This is a genomic window from Mucilaginibacter pineti (genome assembly GCF_900101875.1).
Taxonomy (GTDB): Bacteria; Bacteroidota; Bacteroidia; order Sphingobacteriales; family Sphingobacteriaceae; genus Mucilaginibacter; species Mucilaginibacter pineti.
In genome coordinates, this window is the sequence record NZ_FNAI01000003.1 from 172,357 (window position 1) to 194,171 (window position 21,815).

A 21,815-nucleotide genomic window follows, 5' to 3' on the forward strand; every position below is an offset into this window, starting at 1 on the left:
TGAATGAAGATATTTTTTGATTGTACTTATTTAAGAAACAAACACACGGGTGTAGATGTGTACTTTTTTAACCTGATACATCACCTGCTTTTGATCGATCATGAAAATGAATATACCATATTGGTAGATACGCGGTACGATACGAACAATTTGTTAGCAGAGTTAAACGCGTTCGAAAATTATAGGATCATCAGGGTATTTAGCCCGCTGCCCCTGCAGGTGTTTTATGCCAGTTTTTTAATTCCATTTTATCTGAGGTTAAAAAAGTTTGATATCTATCATAATCCTTACTTTTTCGGCCCATTATTAAAGTTTGTATGCAATAAAACAAAAATTGTTATAACTGTACATGATCTTTATCATAGAACGGTGCCTGAAATGATGAATAGATACTTAAATGTGGTTTTCAAGGTTTTTGGCGACAGCGCTATAAAGAAAGCTGATGAAGTAATCGTCATATCAAACCAAACTCAATCAGATGTTGCAAACTATCTCAAGATACCTCAGAATAAATTAAATCTTATATACCAGGCGTTAGATCACAGGTTTGATACTACCGGTTTTAAAGCCGGTGATATTGATAAATTCAACCTAACGAATGCAGGTTATATACTTTCAGTTGGCAAAGTTTTACCCAGTAAAGGGTTTGACGATTTGATAAGGGCTTTTAAGATTTTTACCGATCAAAATCATGAAAAAGATATAATATTAGTTATTGCCGGCATGCACACAGGTCAATATATTCTTGAAATAGAAGCGTTGATAAAAACTTTAGATTTAAAGCCTGATTTAGTTAAACTACCCGGCTATGTAGATGACAAAGATCTGGTTTGTCTATATGCCAATTGCGATATGGTTATATGTCCCAGTCATTACGAAGGCTTCGGGTTTACGGTACTCGAAGGAATGAGATTTAAAAAACCGGTTATTGCCCGCAATGCCTCCAGCTTAATTGAAATTACTGGTAACGCAGGTTTGCTTTTTAACACCGTAAATGAGCTGGTGGTACAAATAAAAAAAATAATAACGGATGCTAGCTTACGGAATAGCTTAATAGAAAAAGGAACGGAACGACTGAAAATATTTTCATGGATCGAATCATCAAAAAAGACGCTGCATGTTTACAATAAGCCTGGGATTAAAAAGCGATTGTTATGAAATTTAAAGCATGGTTATCGGGGTTATTAAAATATATTTTTAAAACTTGGTTAATGAACTGGCCATCTTTCAAATTGCGAAAGTTTTTTTTGAAAAGGATATTGTATAAAATAGGCGATCGGACTTTCGTTGCCATGGGGGTTGATATAATGGGAAAAAACGGCAAAATAAGTATTGGAAATAATTGTGTCATCAACAAAAATGTAACACTTGACGCAAGGGGAGGCGATTTGATAATTGGCAATAACGTGGACATAGGACAGGAAACAAATATTTGGACAATGGAGCATGACCCAAACGATAACAGTCACGGTACAAGGGGAGCCGGCGTAATAATTGAAGACCATGTATGGATAGCAACAAGGGTTACCATACTGCCTGGTGTGAAAATAGGGCGTGGCGCTGTCATTGCCTGCAACAGCGTGGTCACAAAAGACGTAAATGAAAAAGAAATTGTGGGGGGGATACCAGCGAGAGTCATTGGTTTACGGAATAATGAGCTGACCTATAAGCTTAACTACAGGCCTTGGTTCTTATAAAAGATTTTGCACGATAATATAGCTTGTTATGAGTGTTACAGGTACAGGATTGGTCATCATTTTCATTGCTTTTTACGCGGTGATATTTTCCAAAAAGCTGCTTTATGAGTTGACCATTTTTTTTATCCCCTTTTCTGCAACTGCTGTATTGAATTTTGGAGAAGACGGTACAGGAAGCGCAGTACAACCATTTATGTTTTTGGGAGCATTGTGGCTGGCAACTTTGTTTTTTAGCAAAGTAAAGAATCTTGGAAACGGTAGTGTTGTCAATAAAATTGAATTAAAGCCGATAATGCTGCTTATAGGCTTCGCTTTAGTTGCATTGCTGTCATTGGCAATGCCTTTAATTATCAATGGTGATGAAAGGGGCAATGTTACCGGTGGTCTTGGCCTAAATGATACGATAACATTTTCACCCCGAAACATTTCACAGTATATTTATTTGCTATTTGGGGTGGTTTTTGCAATCGGAATATATGTTCATAATAAAACAAAAGTCAACTATTTGCGCACATTGAAGATTTATTCCGCATCTGTGTTTTTTGTAATTATTTGGGGATTTGTAGAACTGTACTGCAATGCGGTTGGTTTGGACTATCCGGCTTTCCTATTTAATAATAGTTACAACGGAAATGCTGCCGGGTACAAATTTTTTACCGACCCTACAGCGGAATTAAAGAGGATATCTTCCGTTGGAATTGAACCCTCCGTTATGGTTCAGAGCGTAGTTGTTATCATCCCCTTTTTTTTATTTTCGGTCATTAAGAAAAATTATATTTTCAGTAAATGGACAGATATAGGCTTTATTGTTTTGTTATATGTTTTCACCATAAGAACTACGTCGTCCAGCGGCATATTATGCCTGGCCTTTTTAACTTTACTATCCCTGTTTTTTTATTTTAAAGACCTCCCCATTAAAAGAAAGATCCTATTGCTCATTTCTTTGGCCGTTTTAATTCCTGTGATTATAGCAGGGACATACTGGGTATTTAAGGATATTATTGATAAGATGTTATTTGAAAAGTCCGATTCCTTTTCCGGTCTTGAAAGGTTAAGCTCTATATTGGACGCTTGGGATACATTTCTGCATCACCCCATTTTAGGTGCAGGCTGGGCATCTGTAACATCGTTTGATCTATTTGTAAAAATCCTGTCCAATACCGGCATTATCGGTTTCGTTTTCTTTATCGGTTTCCTAATCACTACGCTGATAAATAAATTTCGGGTAAAAGCTCCTTCATATCAAATGGCAGTAATAAACACGGCGATAACCATTTCTTTTTGCACGATAGTTTTTGGCAATATGATCAACACATTTACCTTTATTTTTGGCACATTTTGGCTGATTAGTGGCCTTGCTATTATAACTACCTATGAAGTGAAATCATGAAAGTATTATTAATTACCGGTACCTACCCTCCAGGGTCGTGCGGCATTGGTGACTATACAGAAAAACTGGCCACCGCCTTAAAACAACTCCAAATGGAAGTTGAAGTGCTTGCCAACCTCGATTGGTCCATTACCTGCTACTTTAAAATCAAAAAACGGATTGTAGCTATCAATCCGGACATTATACACATTCAGTACCCCTCAGTGGGGTATGGGGCCAGCCTTGTTCCACAATTACTAAGCTTACAGTTTAAAACATTTGTAACCATTCACGAAGTATTACAGGCCCATATTTTAAGAAAGATTTCGTTGCTTCCTTTTTCGATAAGGTCACAAGTGATTTTCACAAACGAATTTGAAAAAATAAAATTTCAGCGCATTTTTCCGTGGAGCAGGTTATTTAATACCACTACAGTTATCCCTATTGGTTCAAATATTTCCAGGACGGATAATGGTTCTGCAATGGACAAAAACACAACAACTATTGTTTCTTTCGGTCAGATCCGGCCCAATAAAGGGCTCGAAGATGTTTTAAAGCTGGCTTCGCTAATCGAAGAAAACAAGTTGCCATATACCGTGCTGATTGTTGGGCAGGTTCTGCCAAAATTTCAATCATATTTTCAATCTTTACAAAATAGCTCAGCAAATATTTTGGACTGGAAAATAAATTTGCCGGAAGAAGAAGTGGGCCGTGTATTGTCAAATCATCTCCTTTCATACATGCCATTTCCCGACGGAGTATCAGAACGCAGGGGATCGTTACTTGCGGCGTTGGCAAATGATATGCTTGTTTTTACAACTTGCGGACAGCATACAACCGCAGAAATCTCAACTTTAGTTGTTTTTGCTTCTTCACCCAATGATCTTGTTTATCAATTAAAAGAAACAGGTCATGATGAGCTTTTGCAAATGTCACAATCCAGACTGCCTTTATTAAAAAAATATATAAAAAAGCTGGGCTGGGGCAATATCGCAAAATTACATAGGGAGTGGTACATGTCTGGTAAGAAGCCGGTTAATTAATGGTCACCTACATTAACGATGCAAGTTTAAATCGCGTAAAATAATTATATGAAAGTCGCATTAGTACATGAATGGCTCACGGTTATCGGTGGTTCAGAAAACGTTTTTAAGGAGATTGCTTCTCTTTACCCCGAAGCTGATATTTATACGCTCGTCGCCAGGGATGAAACAATTATGAAGCTCGGCCTTTCCGGGCACAAAGTTACCACTTCGTTTATCCAAAAAATGCCATTCTCCAAAACAAAATACCGATCATATTTACCTTTATTTCCGTTGGCTATCGAACAATTTGACCTTTCAGATTACGACCTCATTATTTCTTCCTCGCACGCAGTGGCCAAGGGGGCTTTAACAAATTCGAATCAGGTTCATATCTGTTACTGCCATTCGCCCATAAGGTATGCCTGGGATCTGCATCATCAATATCTAAAGGAGACAGGTTTGCATAAAGGATTAAAAGGTTTCATAGCAAAATATTTATTACACCGTATACGGCAATGGGACATCGTGAGTACCAATAGGGTTGATCACTTTGTTGCTAATTCAAAATATATAAGCCGCCGAATAAAAAAAATTTACGGGCGCGAAAGTACGGTAATATACCCTAATGTTGCTACGGAGGATTTTAAACCAGTTTTTGAAAAAAAGGATTTTTACGTCACCTGTTCCAGGTTTGTGCCATACAAAAAAATTGATCTGATCGTAAGTGCGTTCGCTCAAATGCCAGATAAGACGCTTTATGTAATTGGCGAGGGCCCTGACTTTAAAAAAGTTAGCAGGTTAGCCACGCCAAATACTATTTTGCTGGGATACCAGCCATTTGATGTTTTAAAGAAATATTTAGGAGAGGCTAAGGCATTTATTTTTGCCGCAGAAGAAGATTTTGGAATTTTGCCGGTTGAAGCACAAGCGTGCGGTACACCTGTTATCGCTTATAAAAAAGGAGGTGCAATGGAAAGCGTCATTGAAAATGAAACTGGGATATTTTTTAATGAACAGTCTGCCGGTGCCATCAAGTCTGCGGTTGAACGGTTTGATGTTAGTTCTTTGTGTTTTAATTATAACGATATTGTTAAGCATGCTGCCGGTTTTTCAACTGAAAGGTTTAAAAAAGAGATACTTAGCTATATTAACAATAAAATAAATAAAGATAATTTTTCATAAAAAAAACACTAATAAGATTGTAGCGTTGTGTGAGGATAATACGTATTGATAAGAAATAATATAATTTTTCTTTTAAATCATATTCTTATCCAGTAAATATTTAAACTTGCACAACTATCTATGACTATACGCTACGCAAAATTTTTACCGCCGATAACTTTTGTTTGTGATTTAATATTATTAAATATATCAATACAATGTGCTCATTTATTGGTCTTTAACTATTTTTCATCCGAAATAAACTCTTCTGTTTTTTTACTATTGGTTAATATGGCTTGGGTTACCGTGGCCTCATTAACAAGAAATTACGTTATTCACCGCCCTTTGGTATTAAGTGACAGTATCAATAGAATTTTATCTTCTTTAATATACCACCTCCTGGCCGTGCTGGCTGCAGTGTATTTTTTTAAGCTTTTTGAAGTTAGCCGTTGGGAAATGTTTTTTACCTATGGTTTATTCTTAGGTTTGCTGTGTTTACAAAGAGGAGCAATTTTTTTGATATTGGATTATATCAGGAAAAAAGGATACAATAAAAAGCACATAGTCCTTATTGGAGATGAAAATATCGCCAATAAGTTAAAAAAAACATTTTCAAGACATCCTGAATACGGCTACCATTTTATTGACTTTATTTCTCAGGAAGATTTAACTGATTGTTCAGAGGAGGTATTAATTGCAAAGCTATTTGACAAAGCGGCTGATGAAATATTTGTATGCTATAAAAGCATGCACCCATCTTTTTTACAACGGGTTGTGGATATGGGTGACCAAAACAGGGTTACGGTCAAATTTGTTTCTGATTTATTTTTAAACAATAGCTTTGCAAGCATCATTAATTATGATAACCTGCCGGTCATTCAATTAACTTCAAAACCCCAATTAAGTCAAAAAATTATAATTTTCAAAAGGAGCTTTGATATTCTGTTTTCTTCTTTGGTGATGATCATCGGGTTTCCGGGATTTATACTGCTGGCCATCATTACCATACTTACTTCGAATGGCCCGGTATTTTACAGACAGGAAAGAATTGGAAAGGATCATAAGCCTTTTCGTATTTATAAGTTCAGAAGCATGTATATCAATTCGGAGGCAAAAGGTCCCCAGCTTTCCGGTGACAATGATCCGAGAATTACAAAATGGGGAAGAATTATAAGGAAATCAAGATTAGATGAATTGCCGCAGTTTTGGAATGTTCTAAAAGGCGATATGTCTGTTGTAGGTCCGCGCCCAGAACGACAGTTTTATATTGAACAAATCGTGTTAAAGTCTCCTGGTTATAAGAAACTTTTCAGCCTGAAACCAGGGCTGACATCAATAGGGCAGGTAAGTTATGGTTATGCAGAAAATTTAGAGCAAATATGTCATAGGGTCAGGTATGATATGGTTTATCTCAAAAATATATCTTTAAACACCGATTTGAACATTATTTTGAGAACGCTGCAAGTAATGGTTCAGTTTAAAGGAAAGTAGCTCTTGGCTATGCAAGACTGGCGGGTAAGCTTATTGCGAGTAAATTGCTTAACGGTTGAATAAATGGTTCATGGGATTTTCATGACCTGGGAATGATTTTTTCAAATGGATGGAGTTTTAACTATTGTGCTATTCAATATAGTCTGGCCTCGCTACCCTCCAAAGAGAGGTTGGTAAAAAAATACACAATGTATTAAAAGTTGTTTACATAAGTAAACACTTTCAGCTTTTGCCAAGCAGTAAAAGAATAAAAAAAGCCAGAAGACTACCCGTAACTTTTTAAATGAATATAATTATAACGGTATATAATTATTTATAACGAAAATTTAATAACTGTGATGTTTGGTTTAGTTGTTGCACTGTGAGGATAAGCAGGTGCGTTTGTCAGTTACCTGTGGACTGAAAAACACTATCTATGCAAAAGCACCACAAAAAACATTTTACAGGTTTAGGAATTTATTCCGGAATTGAATTTTTCAATGCTGTTTTTCAGCAGCATAAAGACTGGCTTACCAGAACGCTGACCGTCGCCTATAAAAACGTAGATCTGAGTGGCGGCGTTTATGCCGATTCGGCTGCCAGCGAACCCTTACCGTTCAACGCAAGTGCTTTCACTCACGCTGAATTTGATATAAAGGACACCCCTAATTTCCTTAAACTGGTCCACGTCAGGGAAGAGATTGATCTAAATCCTGAGGTGATGACCTTGAAGAGGTTGTTTGATATCGTTTTTTCTTTAATATTGATGTTCTTGGGATTTCCCATTTTCGCCGCTATCTATATTATTACAAAAATATCTTCTCCCGGTCCGGTTTTCTATAAACAGGAAAGAGTGGGCAAACACGAACAGAAATTTCATATATACAAATTTAGAAGCATGCATGTAGATGCGGAAAAATATGGCCCGCAGCTATCGAATGCGGACGATCCCAGGATAACAAAATGGGGGCGCGTAATGCGCAGAAGCCGGCTTGATGAATTGCCCCAGTTTTGGAACGTCTTAAGGGGTGATATGTCTGTTGTGGGGCCAAGGCCTGAGCGCAGGTACTTTGTTGATAAAATTGTAGAAATAAACCCGGATTATAAAAAGCTTCACCTCATAAGGCCTGGAATTACCTCATTAGGCCAGGTTCATTATGGTTATGCGGAAAGTGTCGAACAAATGTGTGACCGTTTGAAATATGACCTGCAGTACCTGCAAAAAATTAATTTGCGGGCTGATATTGTAGTAATTCTACGCACCGTGAAGGTAATGACGCAATGTAAAGGGAAATAAAAAAGTTGTCACTTAACAGTAACGCCATCAGATATGGGGCAAAATCATGTTACCTAAAAAATAATAGAGAGAAAGTAAGGCAAGTCATCCATATAGAGATGCCAGATACCGGCTTATCTAAGATCTGTTTCAACGGCGACTTGGAAGGCTGCGATAAAGAATTCGGCGATTTTACCTCACTTGATACAGAATCCGGGTTTTTCCAGACAAGCTGGGTTTTTTTTATGAAATCAAGGCATTAAATTTGAATTTAAAAAATAAACTACGAATTAAAACAACTCAAGGTTTTAAAGCTTATTAAGGTAGGTTATTTAACATCATTACCCAATCAATCACCTGTTTATGAAAAACGAAACCAATACTGAACCCAAGTTCAGCACTAAAACTTCTGTGAATGCAGAACCCGCATTGCTTGAACTGTTTAAAGACGGCATCATGGATATTTACTGGGCAGAAAACCACCTGGTGACGAACCTGCCCAAAATGATCCATGCCGCCACTTCGTCCGAACTTGTTAAAACCATAGAGGATCACCTGGAGCAAACCAAAGGTCATGCCGGCCGCCTGGAAAAGGTATTTGAACTGCTGGGCGAAAAGCCGCAGGCAAAAAAATGTGACGCGATGGAGGGCCTCAGCAAGGAGGGGGAAGGCATTATTGAAAGTACCGAATCCGGTACGGCTACGCGTGATGTAGGCATTATCCTGGCATCTCAAAAGGTGGAACATTATGAGATCGCGACCTACGGCGGTTTGACCCAACTGGCCAAAACACTTGGTTTGGATGCTATAGCAGAACTGCTATACCAGACCCTTACGGAGGAGAAAGCGGCAGATGAACTGCTGACCAGCGTAGCAGAACATAACATTAACTACAAAGCATCTGAAGAAGCATAACCATGGCACAAAAGGAAATTACTAAAAAAGGTAAAGACACCACCGGCGATACCAAGAATTTAAATAAAGGCGTACAGCATAGTAACGCTAAAACTGAGAACCTGGCACCGCATACTGCGGATTCAACGGGTGAGTTTATGACGACCAACACAGGTCTGAAGATCAATGATGATCAGAATTCACTGAAAGCGGGCGACCGTGGTGCAACCTTGCTGGAAGATTTTATCCTGCGGGAAAAAATCACTCATTTTGACCACGAACGGATCCCGGAAAGGGTAGTGCACGCGCGCGGTTCCGGTGCACATGGTGTTTTTAAAGTTTATGAATCATTGGCAACGGTTACTAAAGCATTATTTTTAAACGATACAGCCACGGAAACCCCGGTATTCGTGCGTTTTTCCACCGTCGCCGGTTCCAAGGGTTCTACCGACCTGGCGCGTGATGTACGCGGTTTTGCCGTTCGCTTTTATACGCAGGAGGGGAATTTCGATTTGGTAGGTAATAACATGCCGGTATTCTTTATCCAGGACGCGATCAAATTCCCTGATCTGATTCATGCTGTCAAACCAGAGCCGGATAATGAGATTCCGCAGGCAGCGTCTGCCCACGATACGTTCTGGGATTTTATTTCCTTAACGCCGGAATCAAGCCATATGATCATGTGGGCGATGAGCGACCGCGCTATTCCACGCAGTTTGCGTATGATGGAAGGATTTGGTGTGCATACTTTCCGCTTTGTGAACGCCCAAGGTGTGGCAAGCTTTGTTAAATTTCATTGGAAGCCCTTATTGGGCATCCATTCGGTGGCCTGGTCAGAGGCGCAGGCGATATCAGGTAAAGATCCCGACTTTCACCGTCGCGACCTTTGGGATGCTATCGATAGCGGTGCTTTTCCCGAATGGGAGCTTGGTGTGCAGATCGTGCCGGAAGAAGATGAGTTCAAGTTTGAATTTGACCTGCTTGATCCTACCAAACTGATCCCGGAGGAGCTGGTGCCGGTACAGCGTGTAGGCAAAATGACCTTAAACCGCAACCCGGATAATTTCTTTGCGGAAACGGAACAGGTGGCATTTCATTTAGGGCATGTAGTACCGGGTATTGATTTTACCAACGATCCTTTACTACAGGGCAGGTTGTTTTCTTATACGGATACGCAGCTAACCCGATTAGGCGGGCCGAATTTCCAGGAGATCCCGATCAACAGACCCGTTGTACAGGTGCATAATAACCAGCGTGACGGCCACATGCGGCAGACGATCAATAAAGGAAAAACGAGTTATGGCCCTAATTCTATAGGGGCTAATGATCCGCGGCAGGCTACAGCCGCTGAGGGTGGTTTTGTGACCTACCCGGAAAGGATCTCGGCCGGCAAGGTGAGGGCAAGAAGCAAAAGCTTTTTCGACCACTTCAGCCAGGCGCGGTTGTTCTTTAACAGTCAGTCCGATCCGGAAAAAAACCATATCACCGACGCGCTGAGTTTTGAACTGGGAAAAGTAAAAGCGGTGGACATCCGGGAGCGGATGCTGGCGCTGCTGGCGCAGATCGATAAAGGATTAGCGGCAGAAGTAGCTTATGCGCTGGGCCTGCATATCCCGGAAAATATCGGCGAACAATTGAACCAGAACATCCCGGCTGATGCTGATCCTGCAGGCTATGCATCCATTCAGGTGGAAAGTTCTTTACTAAAATCACCTGCATTAAGTATGGCTGATACCATAAAGGACAGCATCAAAACCCGCAAAGTAGCTATCCTGGCTGCTGATGGTGTTGACGATAAATCTTTAAATATCTTGAAAGCGGCTGTAGAAGCCGAAGGCGGGGTAGTGGAAGTGATCGCGCCAAGGCTGGGTTTCCTGACTTCAGTTAACGATGAAGAGATCAATGTGGATGAAAGTTTGCTGGGTGCCGCGTCTGTTTTGTTCGACGCCGTTTATGTTCCCGGCGGTACTAACAGCGTAGCCACTTTGGAAGCGGATGCAGACGCGGTACATTTCCTGAACGAAGCCTTTAAACATTGTAAACCAATCGCCGCGGATTCGGATGCCATGCAAGTTCTGGAGGCGACCTATTTCAGCAAGAAAATAGAAAACGATGAAGGCGTGATTGTTGGAAGTGATACTGATGCTTTGGCGAAGGCGTTTATCAATGCCATTAAGCAACATCGTTTTTGGGAAAGGGAAAAGCCGCGAAAGATCCCGGCTTAACCGAAAAGTATATGTTCAGGCCTCCCGCTTTAGCGGGAGGCTTTTTGTTAATCCGCGAGCAGTGCCGCCGCTTCTCGATTGCCCTGTTGAACAGCCAGCTCAAGTGCGCTCAAGCCGCGGGAATCCAGGATGGTCTTGTCTGCACCTTTATCCAGTAATAATTTAACCAGTTCGTTGCGGCCGAACATGGTGGCAAACATAAGAGCCGAACCGCCATTTCCGTGTTGCTGGTCAATATCGGCCCCATACTCCAGTAACAGTTCGGCAATATCGCGATAGCCTTTAAATGCTACGCCCATTAGCGCGGTATTACCGCCGAAATCAGCTGCGTTCACGTCTGCACCGTTCTCGAGTAATAACCTGGCAGCATCCAATTGTTGGTTGTAACAGGCGATGACCAAAGGTGTATACCCTTTTTCATTCTTGCTGTTTACCTCGGCGCCTTGCCCGATTGCTGCTGTTAATACTGCTGTATTGCCTTGCCTGGCGGCAACAATAAGTACCTCGTTCAATTGGGTCATGGTAGCTGTTTTATGGTTTTAAATACCAATGGATAACAGACGGGGCTATTTAATGTTTAAATATCCGGAATCTTTAGTCAAGCTTTTTTTAGTTAATGGCCAACCTTTAAGATAGATCATTGTTGTGGGTAACATGCTGGAAGAAACAAACAAAACAAAGTACAACGATACCGAGCTGAAAGAATTTAGCGAGCTGATTAAAGGCAAGATCAGTATCGCCCGTGAAGAGCTATATGAATTGGCGGGGTCACTGAGTTCTGCGAATACCAATGGTGATGAAGCGGCCATTGCCGACAAGACCCTTGAAGACGGCTCTGCAACGTTTGAAAAGGAACAGACGAATCAACTGGCTGCGCGCCAGAAGAAATTCATTGAACAACTCGAGGCAGCATTGTTGCGTATCCAAAATAAGACTTATGGGATCTGCCGTTCGACCGGTAAGCTGATCCCGAAGGAACGGTTGCTGGCCGTTCCGCACACGACCCAGAGCATGGAAGCCAAACTTAAACAGGCATGAGTTCTGCATTTGTAAAAGAAGGGGAGGCCAGGCACCTTAAAGACGTAGCGCCCAATCTTGGGGCGCTCCTTTTCTTCCTGCGTGTAGAGAATAATGGTGCCGTGATCCGTGATGAGAAAAGCTATTTCAGCGAAAAAATCGGCCGCGATGTGTATGAAATGAGCGACGGGCTGCATTATGCGCTGGATGATGAAAACCGCTGGTATATTATCCTGGACTGATGGAAGGAAAATTCTTTGGCGGCACCAGCGGCCTGCAGATCGATCAGCCTAAACGGGATTTTTTGCCTGAACATACCCACCTGTCTCGCTTGGGTTATTATGCGCTAAAGGAAAACAGTATCGAGATCAATACTTCCTTTTACAAAGTCCCGCAAGCAAAAACAATTGCCCGCTGGGCAAGCGAAGTGACCGACGGTTTCCGTTTTACCTTCAAATTGTGGAGGGAGATCACACATCGGAAAAACCTGTTATTTCGTAAGGAAGATGTGTATCGTTTTATGGAAGTCATCCAACTCCCTCAAATCCGGCAAGGCTGTCTACTGGTTCAGTTTCCCCCCAGCTTACGGGCTTCGGCACTCCCCCAACTACAAGAATTACTGGTTATACTTAAAACCTATAGCTGGCCTGTCGCCGTCGAATTCCGGCACCCATCCTGGTACAAGGATGAGGTCTTTGAATTCCTGAACCGGCAACAGGCTGCCGTGGTTTTGCAGGATATGCCCAAATCGGCCACGCCCATGGAGATCACCGCCGATGATCTGGTCTACCTGCGTTTCCACGGTCCCTCCGGTAATTATAAAGGAAGTTACAGCGAAAGTTTTCTGTCTGAATACGCGTCCTATATCAGTGAGTGGCAATCGGATGGTAAAACGGTTTACGTTTATTTCAATAACACCGCGGGAGCAGCGCTGGAAAACCTGCATTTTCTGAAACGTTCCCTTGGCGTATAGACTATTGAAATTTGTTGCCCAACAACAATGCACTACGATAATCTGCACATGGTTCGGAAGAATCGCTTTTTACGGCGATAGGCATTAAGTTAGCAATTTCCGCAGGTATTTCCTTGAAGTGCAGTCGCTGTACCGCGGTAAAAAGCTGGAGATCGGCGAGAATTTTTATTTCATGAACGGCGAACTGATGGCCATGATCAAGAAAAACATCGCTTACTGGCGTCAAAGAGGGGAGGACCGCAGCGACCGGACACTGGCTTTTCTTCGCCAGGAGGTGGATAGGCTGGATGCTTACCAGGCAAAGCTACAGGCCGAAAACTGGAAATACAACCTGATCGGGATTTATTTTGCGATCCCTTATAGTTTCCAGGAGATGCTGGAGGATAACCAGCGTTCCCATGAATTATACCTGCAGGTGCTGGATTATTCCGAACGGATCAGGGTAGCGCTCCCATCTGAAAAAGATGATTTCTTCCTGCCTTACCAGGAAGTGATCGAGGGGTTGTGCACGCATTATTTGCAAATCTATAACAAAATGGAGGGTAATATGGAAGCGGTCAAGACAGCCCATGCTGGCCGGCTTCGGCGCATAAGACCAGCAGCTCACTATTTTTCCACGGTGATCTTCAGCGTTTCAGAAAGACAAGGATTACTTTGCAGAAAAGCGACCCGTTCCGTACCAGTCAGGCCCTGGTTCAGCCAGGTCTTGATATCGCCCCGCTCCAGGATAGCGGGCATACGGTCGTGGATAGTCGCCATATCGCGGTTAGGCGGCATGGTGATCATGGCAAAGGTAGGCAGTAATACGTTGGTATCAATGTCGAGCCAGATATCCCATAAACCGGCGATGTAAAATGGTTTACCATCAGCGCGTTCGATCCGGTATGTTTTTTCCTGGGTCCTGTTATATTCAAAAAAAGCCTGAATCCGGATCACGCAATGTTTCCTACCCGTAAGCTGCCGCCACATCCCGACGGTGTGCAATAATTCGATCCGCGCATGTTTGTATTTGCTATGGATCTTGTTTTCGTCCGGCGTAAGCAATCCCCAGCGGAATTGTTGTACTTTATCCGGCATAGCGTCCGTAACGACCGGGAGTACAGAGCCCGGGTTGCCGCTTTTGTTGGCTTTGGGTGTAAATGGCCTGCCTTCCCGGCCGCTGATCACGATGTCTTTTGTTTCTCCGATTAATACTCTTCCGCACATATTTAATTGATAACGGGTAAAATTACTAATTATTTTAGTAATTTAATATTTTAGTTGAAACGAAAAAGGAGTACGGTTGTATTTATAGTATAGCCTTGGTTATGTTTCGTCACCAGATTCCCGGGAAAAAAATGAATGCGTTGCGCCGCTAGTTCATCGCCGGCGATTCGACGGGTTACCGTATTGCCAAAAAGCTTCAGATCTCTACGGTCACTTCCTGGCGTTATATGAGGGAATTCAAACGCATCCAGGCGGCCTATCCCGAACGGTTGAAGGATATGGATTTTTATATGCCGGAACCGCCTCCGCCTCACCGGCCAACCGCGTTTTATGTCCGCTTAATGGAACTGTTGCCGCGCCTGCTGGCTGGAGAAAAACCGGGCGTTAAAGCCAAACCCGTCTGGAAAAAATACCGGCTTATTTGTCCCCGGGGATATGCTTACCTGCCATTCACGGCCTTGTTTTACCAATGGATCGCTGATAACGGTTTTCCGCTTAAACCCAACCTGCTTCCGCCGATACCGGCGGAGGACCTGAAGGTGCTGAAAAAATGGCGACAATCCGACAGCCGCCGGAACTGGCAGATCGCTGTAACGCTGGAAATGGCCGCCGGGGGCGCAACGGTTACTGAAGTCGCGCGCAAGATCGAGGCGATGAGGAAAACGGTCGGTGACTGGATAGCGGCTTATATTAAAAATGGCTTAAAAGCTTTTGAACTGGCAAGACACAAAATAGCGCCGGAAGTAGCCCGCCGGATGAAAGAACGGAAGGAGCATATTATTAAATTATTGCACGAACCGCCCAAGTCCTATGGCCTGAACCGTACAAGCTGGACGATCACAGCGCTCAGCCAGCAGTATGGCCGCGTTTTTGAGAAAACCATCTCTTGGGCACAGGTAAAATATTGCCTGAAGCAATTACGCTATACCTTCAAAAAGTCCAGGGACGTGCTGACAAGCCAGGATCTGAAGTTCCGGGAAAAAATTAAAATGATCCAGCAGACACTAAACAAGCTTAAGCCCGGTGAAAAATTCTTTTCCATTGACGAATACGGCCCGGTGGGTATCAGGATCAAGGGCGGGCGGATGCTGAAAGCCCCCGGTGAACCGTATGATGTGCCGGATAAGCAAAAACATAAGGGCATCGTGATCTGCAGGGCCGCCCTGGAGTTGTCCACCAATCAGGTCAGCCATTTCTTTTCGAAACGGAAAAATACCTTCGAGACCATCAAGCTTTTAGAAATGCTGCTGGAACAATACAGCGATCAAAAATGCATTTACCTCTGCTGGGACGCCGTGAGCTGGCACCGCTCCGGGATCCTGCTGGATTTTATAAAGGAGCATAACCGGGCAGGGGCTCCCGAGATCAAACTGGCGCCGCTGCCCGCCCGGACGCAATACCTGAATGTCATCGAGTCCGTGTTTGGCGGGCTGGCCAGGACCGTAATCCATAACAGTGATTACAGCTCTGTCGATGATTGCCAGCAGGCTATTACCGGCTATTTTAAAACGCGGAACCAGCACTTTCAGGAAAATCCCATACGGGCAGGAAAGAAGATCTGGGGCATGGAACCCGTCGCAGCAAAATTTTGTGAAACGTGTAATTGCCGCAGCCGGCACGCGATGCGCGGCGTAGCGAATTACCAGTTTACCTGGCTACGATGATATCCTGCCAGCTGATGGTATATTGTTTACTTAGGAATTCCTGCTTCATTTTCCAGGCTTTGTCATAACCCTCGGCCGCGACCCGCAGCGCACCCCGGCCGTAGCGGGCGTTGATGTCGTCCATGCAATATTCGATTCAGGTATGTTCGTATCTGTAAAATTTGATAATTAAATATTTAATCTATGTATTGAGTAGAATATTTATAGCGATCCGGCAGGTTGTGGGCGGGGCCATCGCGAGCACCGAAGAGGAAGCCATGCCGCTGGTTGCCAGACTTTTGGGTTTTTCGCGGGTTACTGATAAAATGCGCCGGCATCTGTCAGCGGCGGTGGGTAAAACCATCCAGGCCGGTATATTAACCTTCGAAGGGCTGCATTTAAAATTGGCGGATGATATTATATGAGTGAATGATGAGTAATTGCATATTGGTATTGACTTTCAGTGTTTTATAAAAAAATAAAGCGTTTTTTTAAATAATTAAAATTTGACAGAAGGATTGGTCTCACATGATGCATGTCCTGATCGCTCAAGGTTTTAGTTGATAAAACCATGAGCTATTAATAAACGTAAATAGTGCAACATACATATATTAAAAAAGCAGGACCATGGGATTAGGAGCACCGGAAATAATTTTGATTTTAGCAGCCGTTTTATTGCTGTTTGGCGGTAAAAAAATACCTGAAATGATGAAAGGCCTGGGCAAAGGCATGAAAGAATTTAAAGATTCACAGAACGGTATCTCACAGGAAGAACCCGTTATCATTAAGGCAGAAGAAGGCAAAGCTATTTAAAACTTCAAACAGGCAGGTTAATCAACCTGCCTGTTAAAAATCGTATTGTTTATGCGTTAAATGGTCCTTTTCCCGAATCGCGAGTTTTCGCGCTATCCCCGCCATCCAAACTAAAAGCCTTTGCTCGTCCGCCGGATAGTTGTGGATTTCCTGCCATACAACGGCAAACGTTTTATTCAAAATATAAGCCGAAGCTTTGGGATTTTGCAGCCTGCAGCAGATCAGCTTAAAAAGAGTTGCTGCGTAGCGATCATACAAAACGTGCGCACCAGCTGGCTCACGGTTTTTGATGGCGCTTGTTAATTCGGCGTCGGAAAGTATGGTCATCGTTGATCGGGATCAGGCGAATTGGTGTTGCAATATAGCGATTACGTAGGGGGATAGTATTTTAATATCGTGGTTAATATGTAAGGGAATCTCCAGGTGGTCACCGGCATTCAAAATAAATACGTCACCGCCTACCGTACAAGCGCATTGCCCATGTAATATAAAAAAGCTCTCCGCCACCTCCTCGTGAATCTCCTCCGGCACATTCATCCGTGTTACTACTAAGGTTTGTGCGATATGTGCATCCTGCCTGAGCAAGGCCGCGAAAAAATCTTCATAAGGTTCGGCAGGCAAGAGGTGGGCGACAGTATTCAGCCAGGCAGTATCACTGGAGTTCTTGTCTGTAGGAGGAAGGTTACCGATGTCCAGTTTTCCTTCAGAAAGAAATCCCAAAGCTCTCCATATGCTTTGCTTTAAATGCGGAGCTGGCGTAATAGCATGGCTTTTCGCCATTTGTAATATCGTATCCTCTATTTCATTAAGCTCGTGGTCTATTTCAGGGTGAACCAGGCGCAGTGCAGTGATCTCTTGTCCGCGTTTCTCATCAAAAATATCAAAGCAGTGTTGTTCCAATATTCCGCTGTTGATATAATCGCTGATGTTAACCATCTTTGTTAGGGCTTAATAAAATTAAATAAAGGAATATAGCCACCGCCGCTGCTTGAATAACAGCTGGTGCGCAAAGGTAGTCAAACTATTGTGCACCAGTTTATAAACTTACTTAATTCGTACAACCTTTACGACTAAATAAATTTAGCGCCCTGGTCCCCGGTTGTCGTCATGGGAGTTAAGGTTTTTCGCTATCCTTTGTCCTATTGGCTCGCCATTGGCCAATCAGCAGGCCAAATTCAGTTCCTGGAAATGCCTTTTTATCCCGCAAACCAGCACGAAACAACTTAAGCTGTATGCCGGCCATTACCAATACAATCAGTAGCGTAGCAGCGATCCGGCAGCCCGGGAGATGCGCCAGCGTTCCAATATTCCATACGGAGATGTCAGCCAGCACCAGCAGTAATACGATGCTGCAGAAATAATAATACTGCACCTTGGTACGGATATCGCCTGTTTCCTGCGAACACAGGATATTGATACGGAAGGGAGGGAGCCATTGATAGTTCTCCGATTCCAGACGCACGCCTTCCTTAAAGAATCCATCCAATAATACCTGGTATACCTTCAGGTCCAGCATCCAGAGGATCGCGATCCCCACGCTGGCGGCTACGGAAACCCCGAATACAATATACCAATGGTCAAAGGGCAGCCCGGATGAAGATTGGAGCAGATACCCGCTGGCCCCGAGTGCGGCCAGCAACCAGGTTGAAGCCAGCTTCCGGTATTCTGTTTGTAGATTGTTAAAGTGCTCTTCCTTACCGCCGATCTGTGCACTGAGCTGCATGACCCTGCTGAATAATTCCGGATCTACTTTTTCCAGTGCGTCTGATTGTTTAAACATACCAAATTGTTGCTACGTGATCACCTAAACCAAAATCATCATAAATGTCGGCAATTAAACTACAGCTGACAATACGCGATCACAGGAATCCGATAGTTAGTAATATTGAGTTTGAAAAGGATTTGTTACGCAATCGTAATGTAGTCATAAGAAATTTAAGACAGCGTTTAGGTTTACTTAGCCACTATGATGTCCTGCCAGCTGGTGGTATACTGCTTGCTCAGGAATTCCTGCTTCATTTTCCAGGTTTTCTCATAGCCTTCAGCCGCAAGGCGCAGTGAGCCCCGGCCGTAACGGGCGTTGATGTCGTCCATCAGCCCGCTCAGCGTCAGTTGTTTGCTGTTGTCGTAATTGCTGAACAGGTTGTGTTGTACTTCCCCTGCGGGGATAATGCCGGTGGCGCGGACGCCGGTCTTTAAATAGTTATAGCCGGGCTGCCAGATGGCCCGTATGGCCTGGACGCAAATTTTGGTAAATTCCTGCGTGCTGTTGGTAGCGAAGGGCACTTTGAGGGTAATACTCGGGTAATGCTGGTCATGGCTGATATTGTGCTTGTTCGTCCGGAGGTAAACGGTCAGTGTCATGGCCATGCTCTTTTGCTGCCGGAGTTTAATGGCTACCGTAGCCGCGTGCATCGCGGTGGCCTCCTCGATCTTTTTCAGTTCGGTCTGGTAGGTATTAAAGCTCTGGCTGGATTCGATGCCTTTGGAGCGTTCGGCCACGTCCCTGATCACATTGCAGGGAATACCCCAAAGCTCCTGGTGCAGGCGCCAGCCTTGTACGGTCATGTGCTGGCGCACAAGGTCCGGTTTCAGTTCCCGGAAATCCTGAGCAGTGATGACCTTAAACGACTTCAGTTTTTCATAATACTGTCTGCCAATACCCCAAACATCTTCAATAGGAAAATCCCGAACTACCTCATCAACTTTAACTCTCGTATCCAACACCAAAAATTTCCGCCCCATCTTTTTCGATGCCTTATTGGCCAGTTTAGCCAGCGCCATCGTCGGCCCGACACCTACCGTAATAGACAAACCCGTGTCGCGCATCACGTTATGACTGATAGCGGCAACATAAGATTCAAGATCAACGCCGGTAATATTACCTAATGCTAAAAAGGCCTCGTCAATGCTGTATACCATCAGCATATAGGTATACCGCGCCAGGTTGTTCATCATCCGCGCGCTCATGTCGGCATACAAGGCATAGTTGCTGCTAAAGATAGCGGCATCGTGTGCCTGCAAGGTTTTCCGGACGATAAACTCAGCATCGGCCATTTTGATGCCAATGGCCTTTGCTTCATTGCTCCGGGCGATTACGCAGCCGTCATTATTGGACAGGACAACGACAACCTTGCCTTTCAGCTGCGGTTGGAACAGCGTTTCACAGCTGACATAACAGTTGTTAATATCAACATGCGCAAACACGGCTGTACCTCCCTGTGCGCTGCTGCGGCTGTAATAAGGGGTTCAGGGAAAGCATGGCCACGCCCCAGCAGGTCCAGCGCTGCGCGTTCTCGATGACCAGCGTTTCTGCAGGTGAGTTCGCTTTCAGGACCAGCCTGTTTTTTTCGGGACAATATTCCCGGATATAAAAATCACCTTCATGAAAGAAAACAACGATGTTACCGGGTACCGGCTGCAGGGAGCGGTCGATTACCAGGATGTGGTCCTTGCCGATCCGGTAAGCGGTCATCGCCTCGCTGCCCATGCGCATGTAATAGGTATTGTCCGGATCGACCACCGTGATATCGGTAATGTCCAGCGTTGGCTCTTCATGCGTCAGCATCGGTAGGCGAAACCCCAGCACATCCCTTTTCGTCGCTTGTTTTTTTATCTTCAGCATAATCCCTATTTATCAGTTATTGCGTGTCAATCACATTAAGCGCCGTTTTCATGGTTTCACTGAGCGCTTCGTGCTGATCAACCTGCTTTTTTAATTTTCCGTAACGTTGCCGCTCGAACATGCCGAGGTTATGATAAGTGTCTTCCAGCAGTTCCATGGCCTCGCGGAGCAGTTCTTCGGCATGCCTGATATCAGTCGGTGTTTTCATATCGGTCAGTTAAGACCTCAAAATTATCAAAGATATTTTATAATACTAATATTTTTAGTATAAATTTGTACACATAAAACGAATAAACATACCAATATATTAGCAGCATGAAGAAATGTTTAACTTTTGCCTGATCGGCTTTTCCGCAGCGCTGATCTCCTGGGGTTTCAAAGGACACCGCACCGTAGCGACCATCGCCCAAAAACACCTGCGCAGCAATACCGCTTACGTCGTTTCGGCTTACCTGAACGGTGAGCGCATGGCCGATGTAGCCACCTGGGCCGATGAGAACCGGAATAAGACGACGGCACCCTGGCATTTTTTAAATCTGCCTGTAGGTTTGACACATGAAGCTTTTGTCAAAGCAGTAGGTGAAAGTGATAATAATGTGTACAGCGCCATCCTGAAAACGGAGGCTAGCGTGAAGGATAAAAGCTTAACGCCGGATCAGAAGAACGAGGCGCTGAAATACCTGATCCACCTGGTCGGCGACGCCCACCAGCCGATGCACATCAGCCGTAAAGAAGATAAAGGAGGCAATATACTATACAGGTTCGTTTCGACAACAAAGGAACTCTGCACAGTCTTTGGGATAGTAAGCTGATCGACCACGAAGGGTTGAGCGAAACCGATATCGCTAAAACTTATGATACCGCTACACCCGCGCAGATCAAACAATGGCAGTCGGACAGCCCGATGGAATGGATCTGGGAAAGCTACCAGATCAGCAGCGAATTGTATGCACAGGTCAAACCTGGGCAGGATATAGACGAGGCCTATTACCAGCAATATATCCCCGTGATCCGCAAACGCATCGACCAGGCCGGCATCCGGTTGGCCGGTGAGCTGAACAAGCTGTTCAACAATGAGCAGGTAAAGGTGACCAAGGTAACGCTGTTGCCCCCTCCGCCGTTTAATTCAACAAATGTAATTCCCGTAAAACTGGAGGACGTAAAAAACGCGATAGGTAAAACCGTTAGTACGACAGGCAAAGTCTACAGCAGCAAGGATATCAGCAGCATGGTGCTGGTCAATTTAGGCGCGGCTTATCCCGGGCAGTTACTGACCGTAGCTTTAAAAGGAAAAGCCAAAGACTCAGGCAGCCAGCTGGTAAATAAAACAATTACGGTGGAAGGGGAGGTGATCGATTATAAAGGCAAACGGGAGATCATCATAACTGATCCGGCGAAGATCAAATTCTGATTACAATAAA

General features: G+C 43.8%; 26 protein-coding genes. 17 read left to right on the top strand and 9 right to left on the bottom strand.

The genetic code is table 11. The features are described from left to right. The first annotated feature begins 3 nt into the window (after positions 1-3). From BLS59_RS08755 to BLS59_RS08795, 9 genes are all read left to right on the top strand, one after another. A complete protein-coding gene (locus BLS59_RS08755) occupies positions 4-1,158 on the top strand; it encodes a glycosyltransferase family 4 protein (protein WP_091147928.1) in 1,155 nt (384 codons plus the stop codon). Next, the gene (locus BLS59_RS08760) at positions 1,155-1,697 is read left to right on the top strand and encodes an acyltransferase (protein WP_091147931.1); all 543 of its coding nucleotides are present in this window, start codon (positions 1,155-1,157) and stop codon (positions 1,695-1,697) included. Before BLS59_RS08755 ends, BLS59_RS08760 begins: the two co-directional genes overlap by 4 nt. 28 nt (positions 1,698-1,725) lie before the next feature. Then, entirely contained in the window at positions 1,726-3,087 is a 1,362-nt protein-coding gene (locus BLS59_RS08765; protein WP_091147933.1) for an O-antigen ligase family protein, read from the top strand. Next, entirely contained in the window at positions 3,084-4,109 is a 1,026-nt protein-coding gene (locus BLS59_RS08770) for a glycosyltransferase family protein (RefSeq protein ID WP_091147935.1), read from the top strand. The genes BLS59_RS08765 and BLS59_RS08770 overlap by 4 nt, the downstream gene beginning before the upstream one ends. 48 nt (positions 4,110-4,157) lie before the next feature. Next, entirely contained in the window at positions 4,158-5,273 is a 1,116-nt protein-coding gene (locus BLS59_RS08775; protein WP_091147938.1) for a glycosyltransferase family 4 protein, read from the top strand. Between the two features lie 120 nt (positions 5,274-5,393). Then, on the top strand, positions 5,394-6,743 hold the full coding sequence (locus tag BLS59_RS08780; protein ID WP_091147940.1) for a sugar transferase: 1,350 nt from the start codon (positions 5,394-5,396) through the stop codon (positions 6,741-6,743). 415 nt (positions 6,744-7,158) lie between these two features. Beyond that, positions 7,159-8,019 carry a sugar transferase gene (locus BLS59_RS08785; protein WP_091147942.1) on the top strand — a complete coding sequence of 287 codons (861 nt, stop codon included), beginning with the start codon at positions 7,159-7,161 and terminating at the stop codon, positions 8,017-8,019. A 342-nt stretch (positions 8,020-8,361) separates the two neighbouring features. After that, positions 8,362-8,913: a YciE/YciF ferroxidase family protein gene (locus BLS59_RS08790; protein ID WP_091147943.1), complete on the top strand. Its 552-nt coding sequence runs from the start codon at positions 8,362-8,364 to the stop codon at positions 8,911-8,913. Positions 8,914-8,915: 2 nt separating this feature from the next. Then, positions 8,916-11,117, top strand: a complete 2,202-nt coding sequence (locus BLS59_RS08795; RefSeq protein ID WP_091147945.1) for a catalase — start codon at positions 8,916-8,918, stop codon at positions 11,115-11,117. A 47-nt stretch (positions 11,118-11,164) separates the two neighbouring features. Here the strand turns inward: BLS59_RS08795 and BLS59_RS08800 are convergent, their stop codons facing one another. Next, a complete protein-coding gene (locus tag BLS59_RS08800; protein WP_091147947.1) occupies positions 11,165-11,638 on the bottom strand; it encodes an ankyrin repeat domain-containing protein in 474 nt (157 codons plus the stop codon). A gap of 133 nt (positions 11,639-11,771) precedes the next feature. Between BLS59_RS08800 and BLS59_RS08805 the strand changes: the two genes are divergently transcribed. The 3 genes from BLS59_RS08805 to BLS59_RS08815 are packed head-to-tail and all read left to right on the top strand — an operon-like array spanning position 11,772 to position 13,107. Continuing rightward, a complete protein-coding gene (locus tag BLS59_RS08805) occupies positions 11,772-12,155 on the top strand; it encodes a TraR/DksA family transcriptional regulator (RefSeq protein WP_091147949.1) in 384 nt (127 codons plus the stop codon). Continuing rightward, positions 12,152-12,376: a hypothetical protein gene (locus BLS59_RS08810; protein WP_091147953.1), complete on the top strand. Its 225-nt coding sequence runs from the start codon at positions 12,152-12,154 to the stop codon at positions 12,374-12,376. The genes BLS59_RS08805 and BLS59_RS08810 overlap by 4 nt, the downstream gene beginning before the upstream one ends. Beyond that, complete coding sequence (locus BLS59_RS08815) at positions 12,376-13,107, top strand: DUF72 domain-containing protein (protein WP_091147956.1); 732 nt, start codon at positions 12,376-12,378, stop codon at positions 13,105-13,107. The genes BLS59_RS08810 and BLS59_RS08815 overlap by 1 nt, the downstream gene beginning before the upstream one ends. 606 nt (positions 13,108-13,713) lie before the next feature. On the opposite strand, the gene BLS59_RS32670 is transcribed toward BLS59_RS08815, so the two are convergent. Next, positions 13,714-14,313 carry an SOS response-associated peptidase gene (locus tag BLS59_RS32670; RefSeq protein ID WP_091147959.1) on the bottom strand — a complete coding sequence of 200 codons (600 nt, stop codon included), beginning with the start codon at positions 14,311-14,313 and terminating at the stop codon, positions 13,714-13,716. 227 nt (positions 14,314-14,540) lie between these two features. Between BLS59_RS32670 and BLS59_RS08825 the strand changes: the two genes are divergently transcribed. After that, on the top strand, positions 14,541-15,977 hold the full coding sequence (locus BLS59_RS08825; RefSeq protein ID WP_091147962.1) for an IS630 family transposase: 1,437 nt from the start codon (positions 14,541-14,543) through the stop codon (positions 15,975-15,977). Here BLS59_RS08825 and BLS59_RS08830 read toward each other — a convergent pair. Continuing rightward, on the bottom strand, positions 15,961-16,101 hold the full coding sequence (locus tag BLS59_RS08830; protein WP_091147964.1) for a DUF4113 domain-containing protein: 141 nt from the start codon (positions 16,099-16,101) through the stop codon (positions 15,961-15,963). The genes BLS59_RS08825 and BLS59_RS08830 overlap by 17 nt on opposite strands. Before the next feature lie 64 nt (positions 16,102-16,165). Here BLS59_RS08830 and BLS59_RS08835 point away from each other — a divergent pair, with 64 nt between their 5' ends. Continuing rightward, positions 16,166-16,381: a hypothetical protein gene (locus BLS59_RS08835; protein WP_143014075.1), complete on the top strand. Its 216-nt coding sequence runs from the start codon at positions 16,166-16,168 to the stop codon at positions 16,379-16,381. Positions 16,382-16,583: 202 nt separating this feature from the next. Then, a complete protein-coding gene (locus tag BLS59_RS08840) occupies positions 16,584-16,769 on the top strand; it encodes a Sec-independent protein translocase subunit TatA/TatB (protein WP_091147969.1) in 186 nt (61 codons plus the stop codon). A gap of 33 nt (positions 16,770-16,802) precedes the next feature. Here BLS59_RS08840 and BLS59_RS08845 read toward each other — a convergent pair whose 3' ends face one another. The 6 genes from BLS59_RS08845 to BLS59_RS08870 form a co-directional block, all read right to left on the bottom strand. Further along, positions 16,803-17,096, bottom strand: a complete 294-nt coding sequence (locus BLS59_RS08845) for a hypothetical protein (protein WP_091147971.1) — start codon at positions 17,094-17,096, stop codon at positions 16,803-16,805. A 12-nt stretch (positions 17,097-17,108) separates the two neighbouring features. Further along, the gene (locus BLS59_RS08850) at positions 17,109-17,705 is read right to left on the bottom strand and encodes a cupin domain-containing protein (protein ID WP_091147974.1); all 597 of its coding nucleotides are present in this window, start codon (positions 17,703-17,705) and stop codon (positions 17,109-17,111) included. 178 nt (positions 17,706-17,883) lie between these two features. Further along, positions 17,884-18,549: a hypothetical protein gene (locus tag BLS59_RS08855; protein ID WP_091147976.1), complete on the bottom strand. Its 666-nt coding sequence runs from the start codon at positions 18,547-18,549 to the stop codon at positions 17,884-17,886. 173 nt (positions 18,550-18,722) lie between these two features. Beyond that, positions 18,723-19,976, bottom strand: a complete 1,254-nt coding sequence (locus BLS59_RS08860) for a Y-family DNA polymerase (RefSeq protein WP_091147980.1) — start codon at positions 19,974-19,976, stop codon at positions 18,723-18,725. After that, positions 19,960-20,394, bottom strand: a complete 435-nt coding sequence (locus tag BLS59_RS08865) for a LexA family protein (protein ID WP_091147982.1) — start codon at positions 20,392-20,394, stop codon at positions 19,960-19,962. The genes BLS59_RS08860 and BLS59_RS08865 overlap by 17 nt, the downstream gene beginning before the upstream one ends. Positions 20,395-20,410: 16 nt before the next feature. Continuing rightward, entirely contained in the window at positions 20,411-20,602 is a 192-nt protein-coding gene (locus tag BLS59_RS08870) for a hypothetical protein (protein WP_091147985.1), read from the bottom strand. Between the two features lie 115 nt (positions 20,603-20,717). Between BLS59_RS08870 and BLS59_RS32455 the strand changes: the two genes are divergently transcribed. Beyond that, positions 20,718-21,206, top strand: coding sequence for a S1/P1 nuclease (locus BLS59_RS32455; protein ID WP_091147987.1), 489 nt, complete (start codon positions 20,718-20,720; stop codon positions 21,204-21,206). Beyond that, positions 21,206-21,805 (top strand): S1/P1 nuclease, encoded by a 600-nt coding sequence (locus tag BLS59_RS32460; RefSeq protein ID WP_262492944.1) that lies wholly within the window; start codon positions 21,206-21,208, stop codon positions 21,803-21,805. Before BLS59_RS32455 ends, BLS59_RS32460 begins: the two co-directional genes overlap by 1 nt. Positions 21,806-21,815 lie beyond the last annotated feature (10 nt).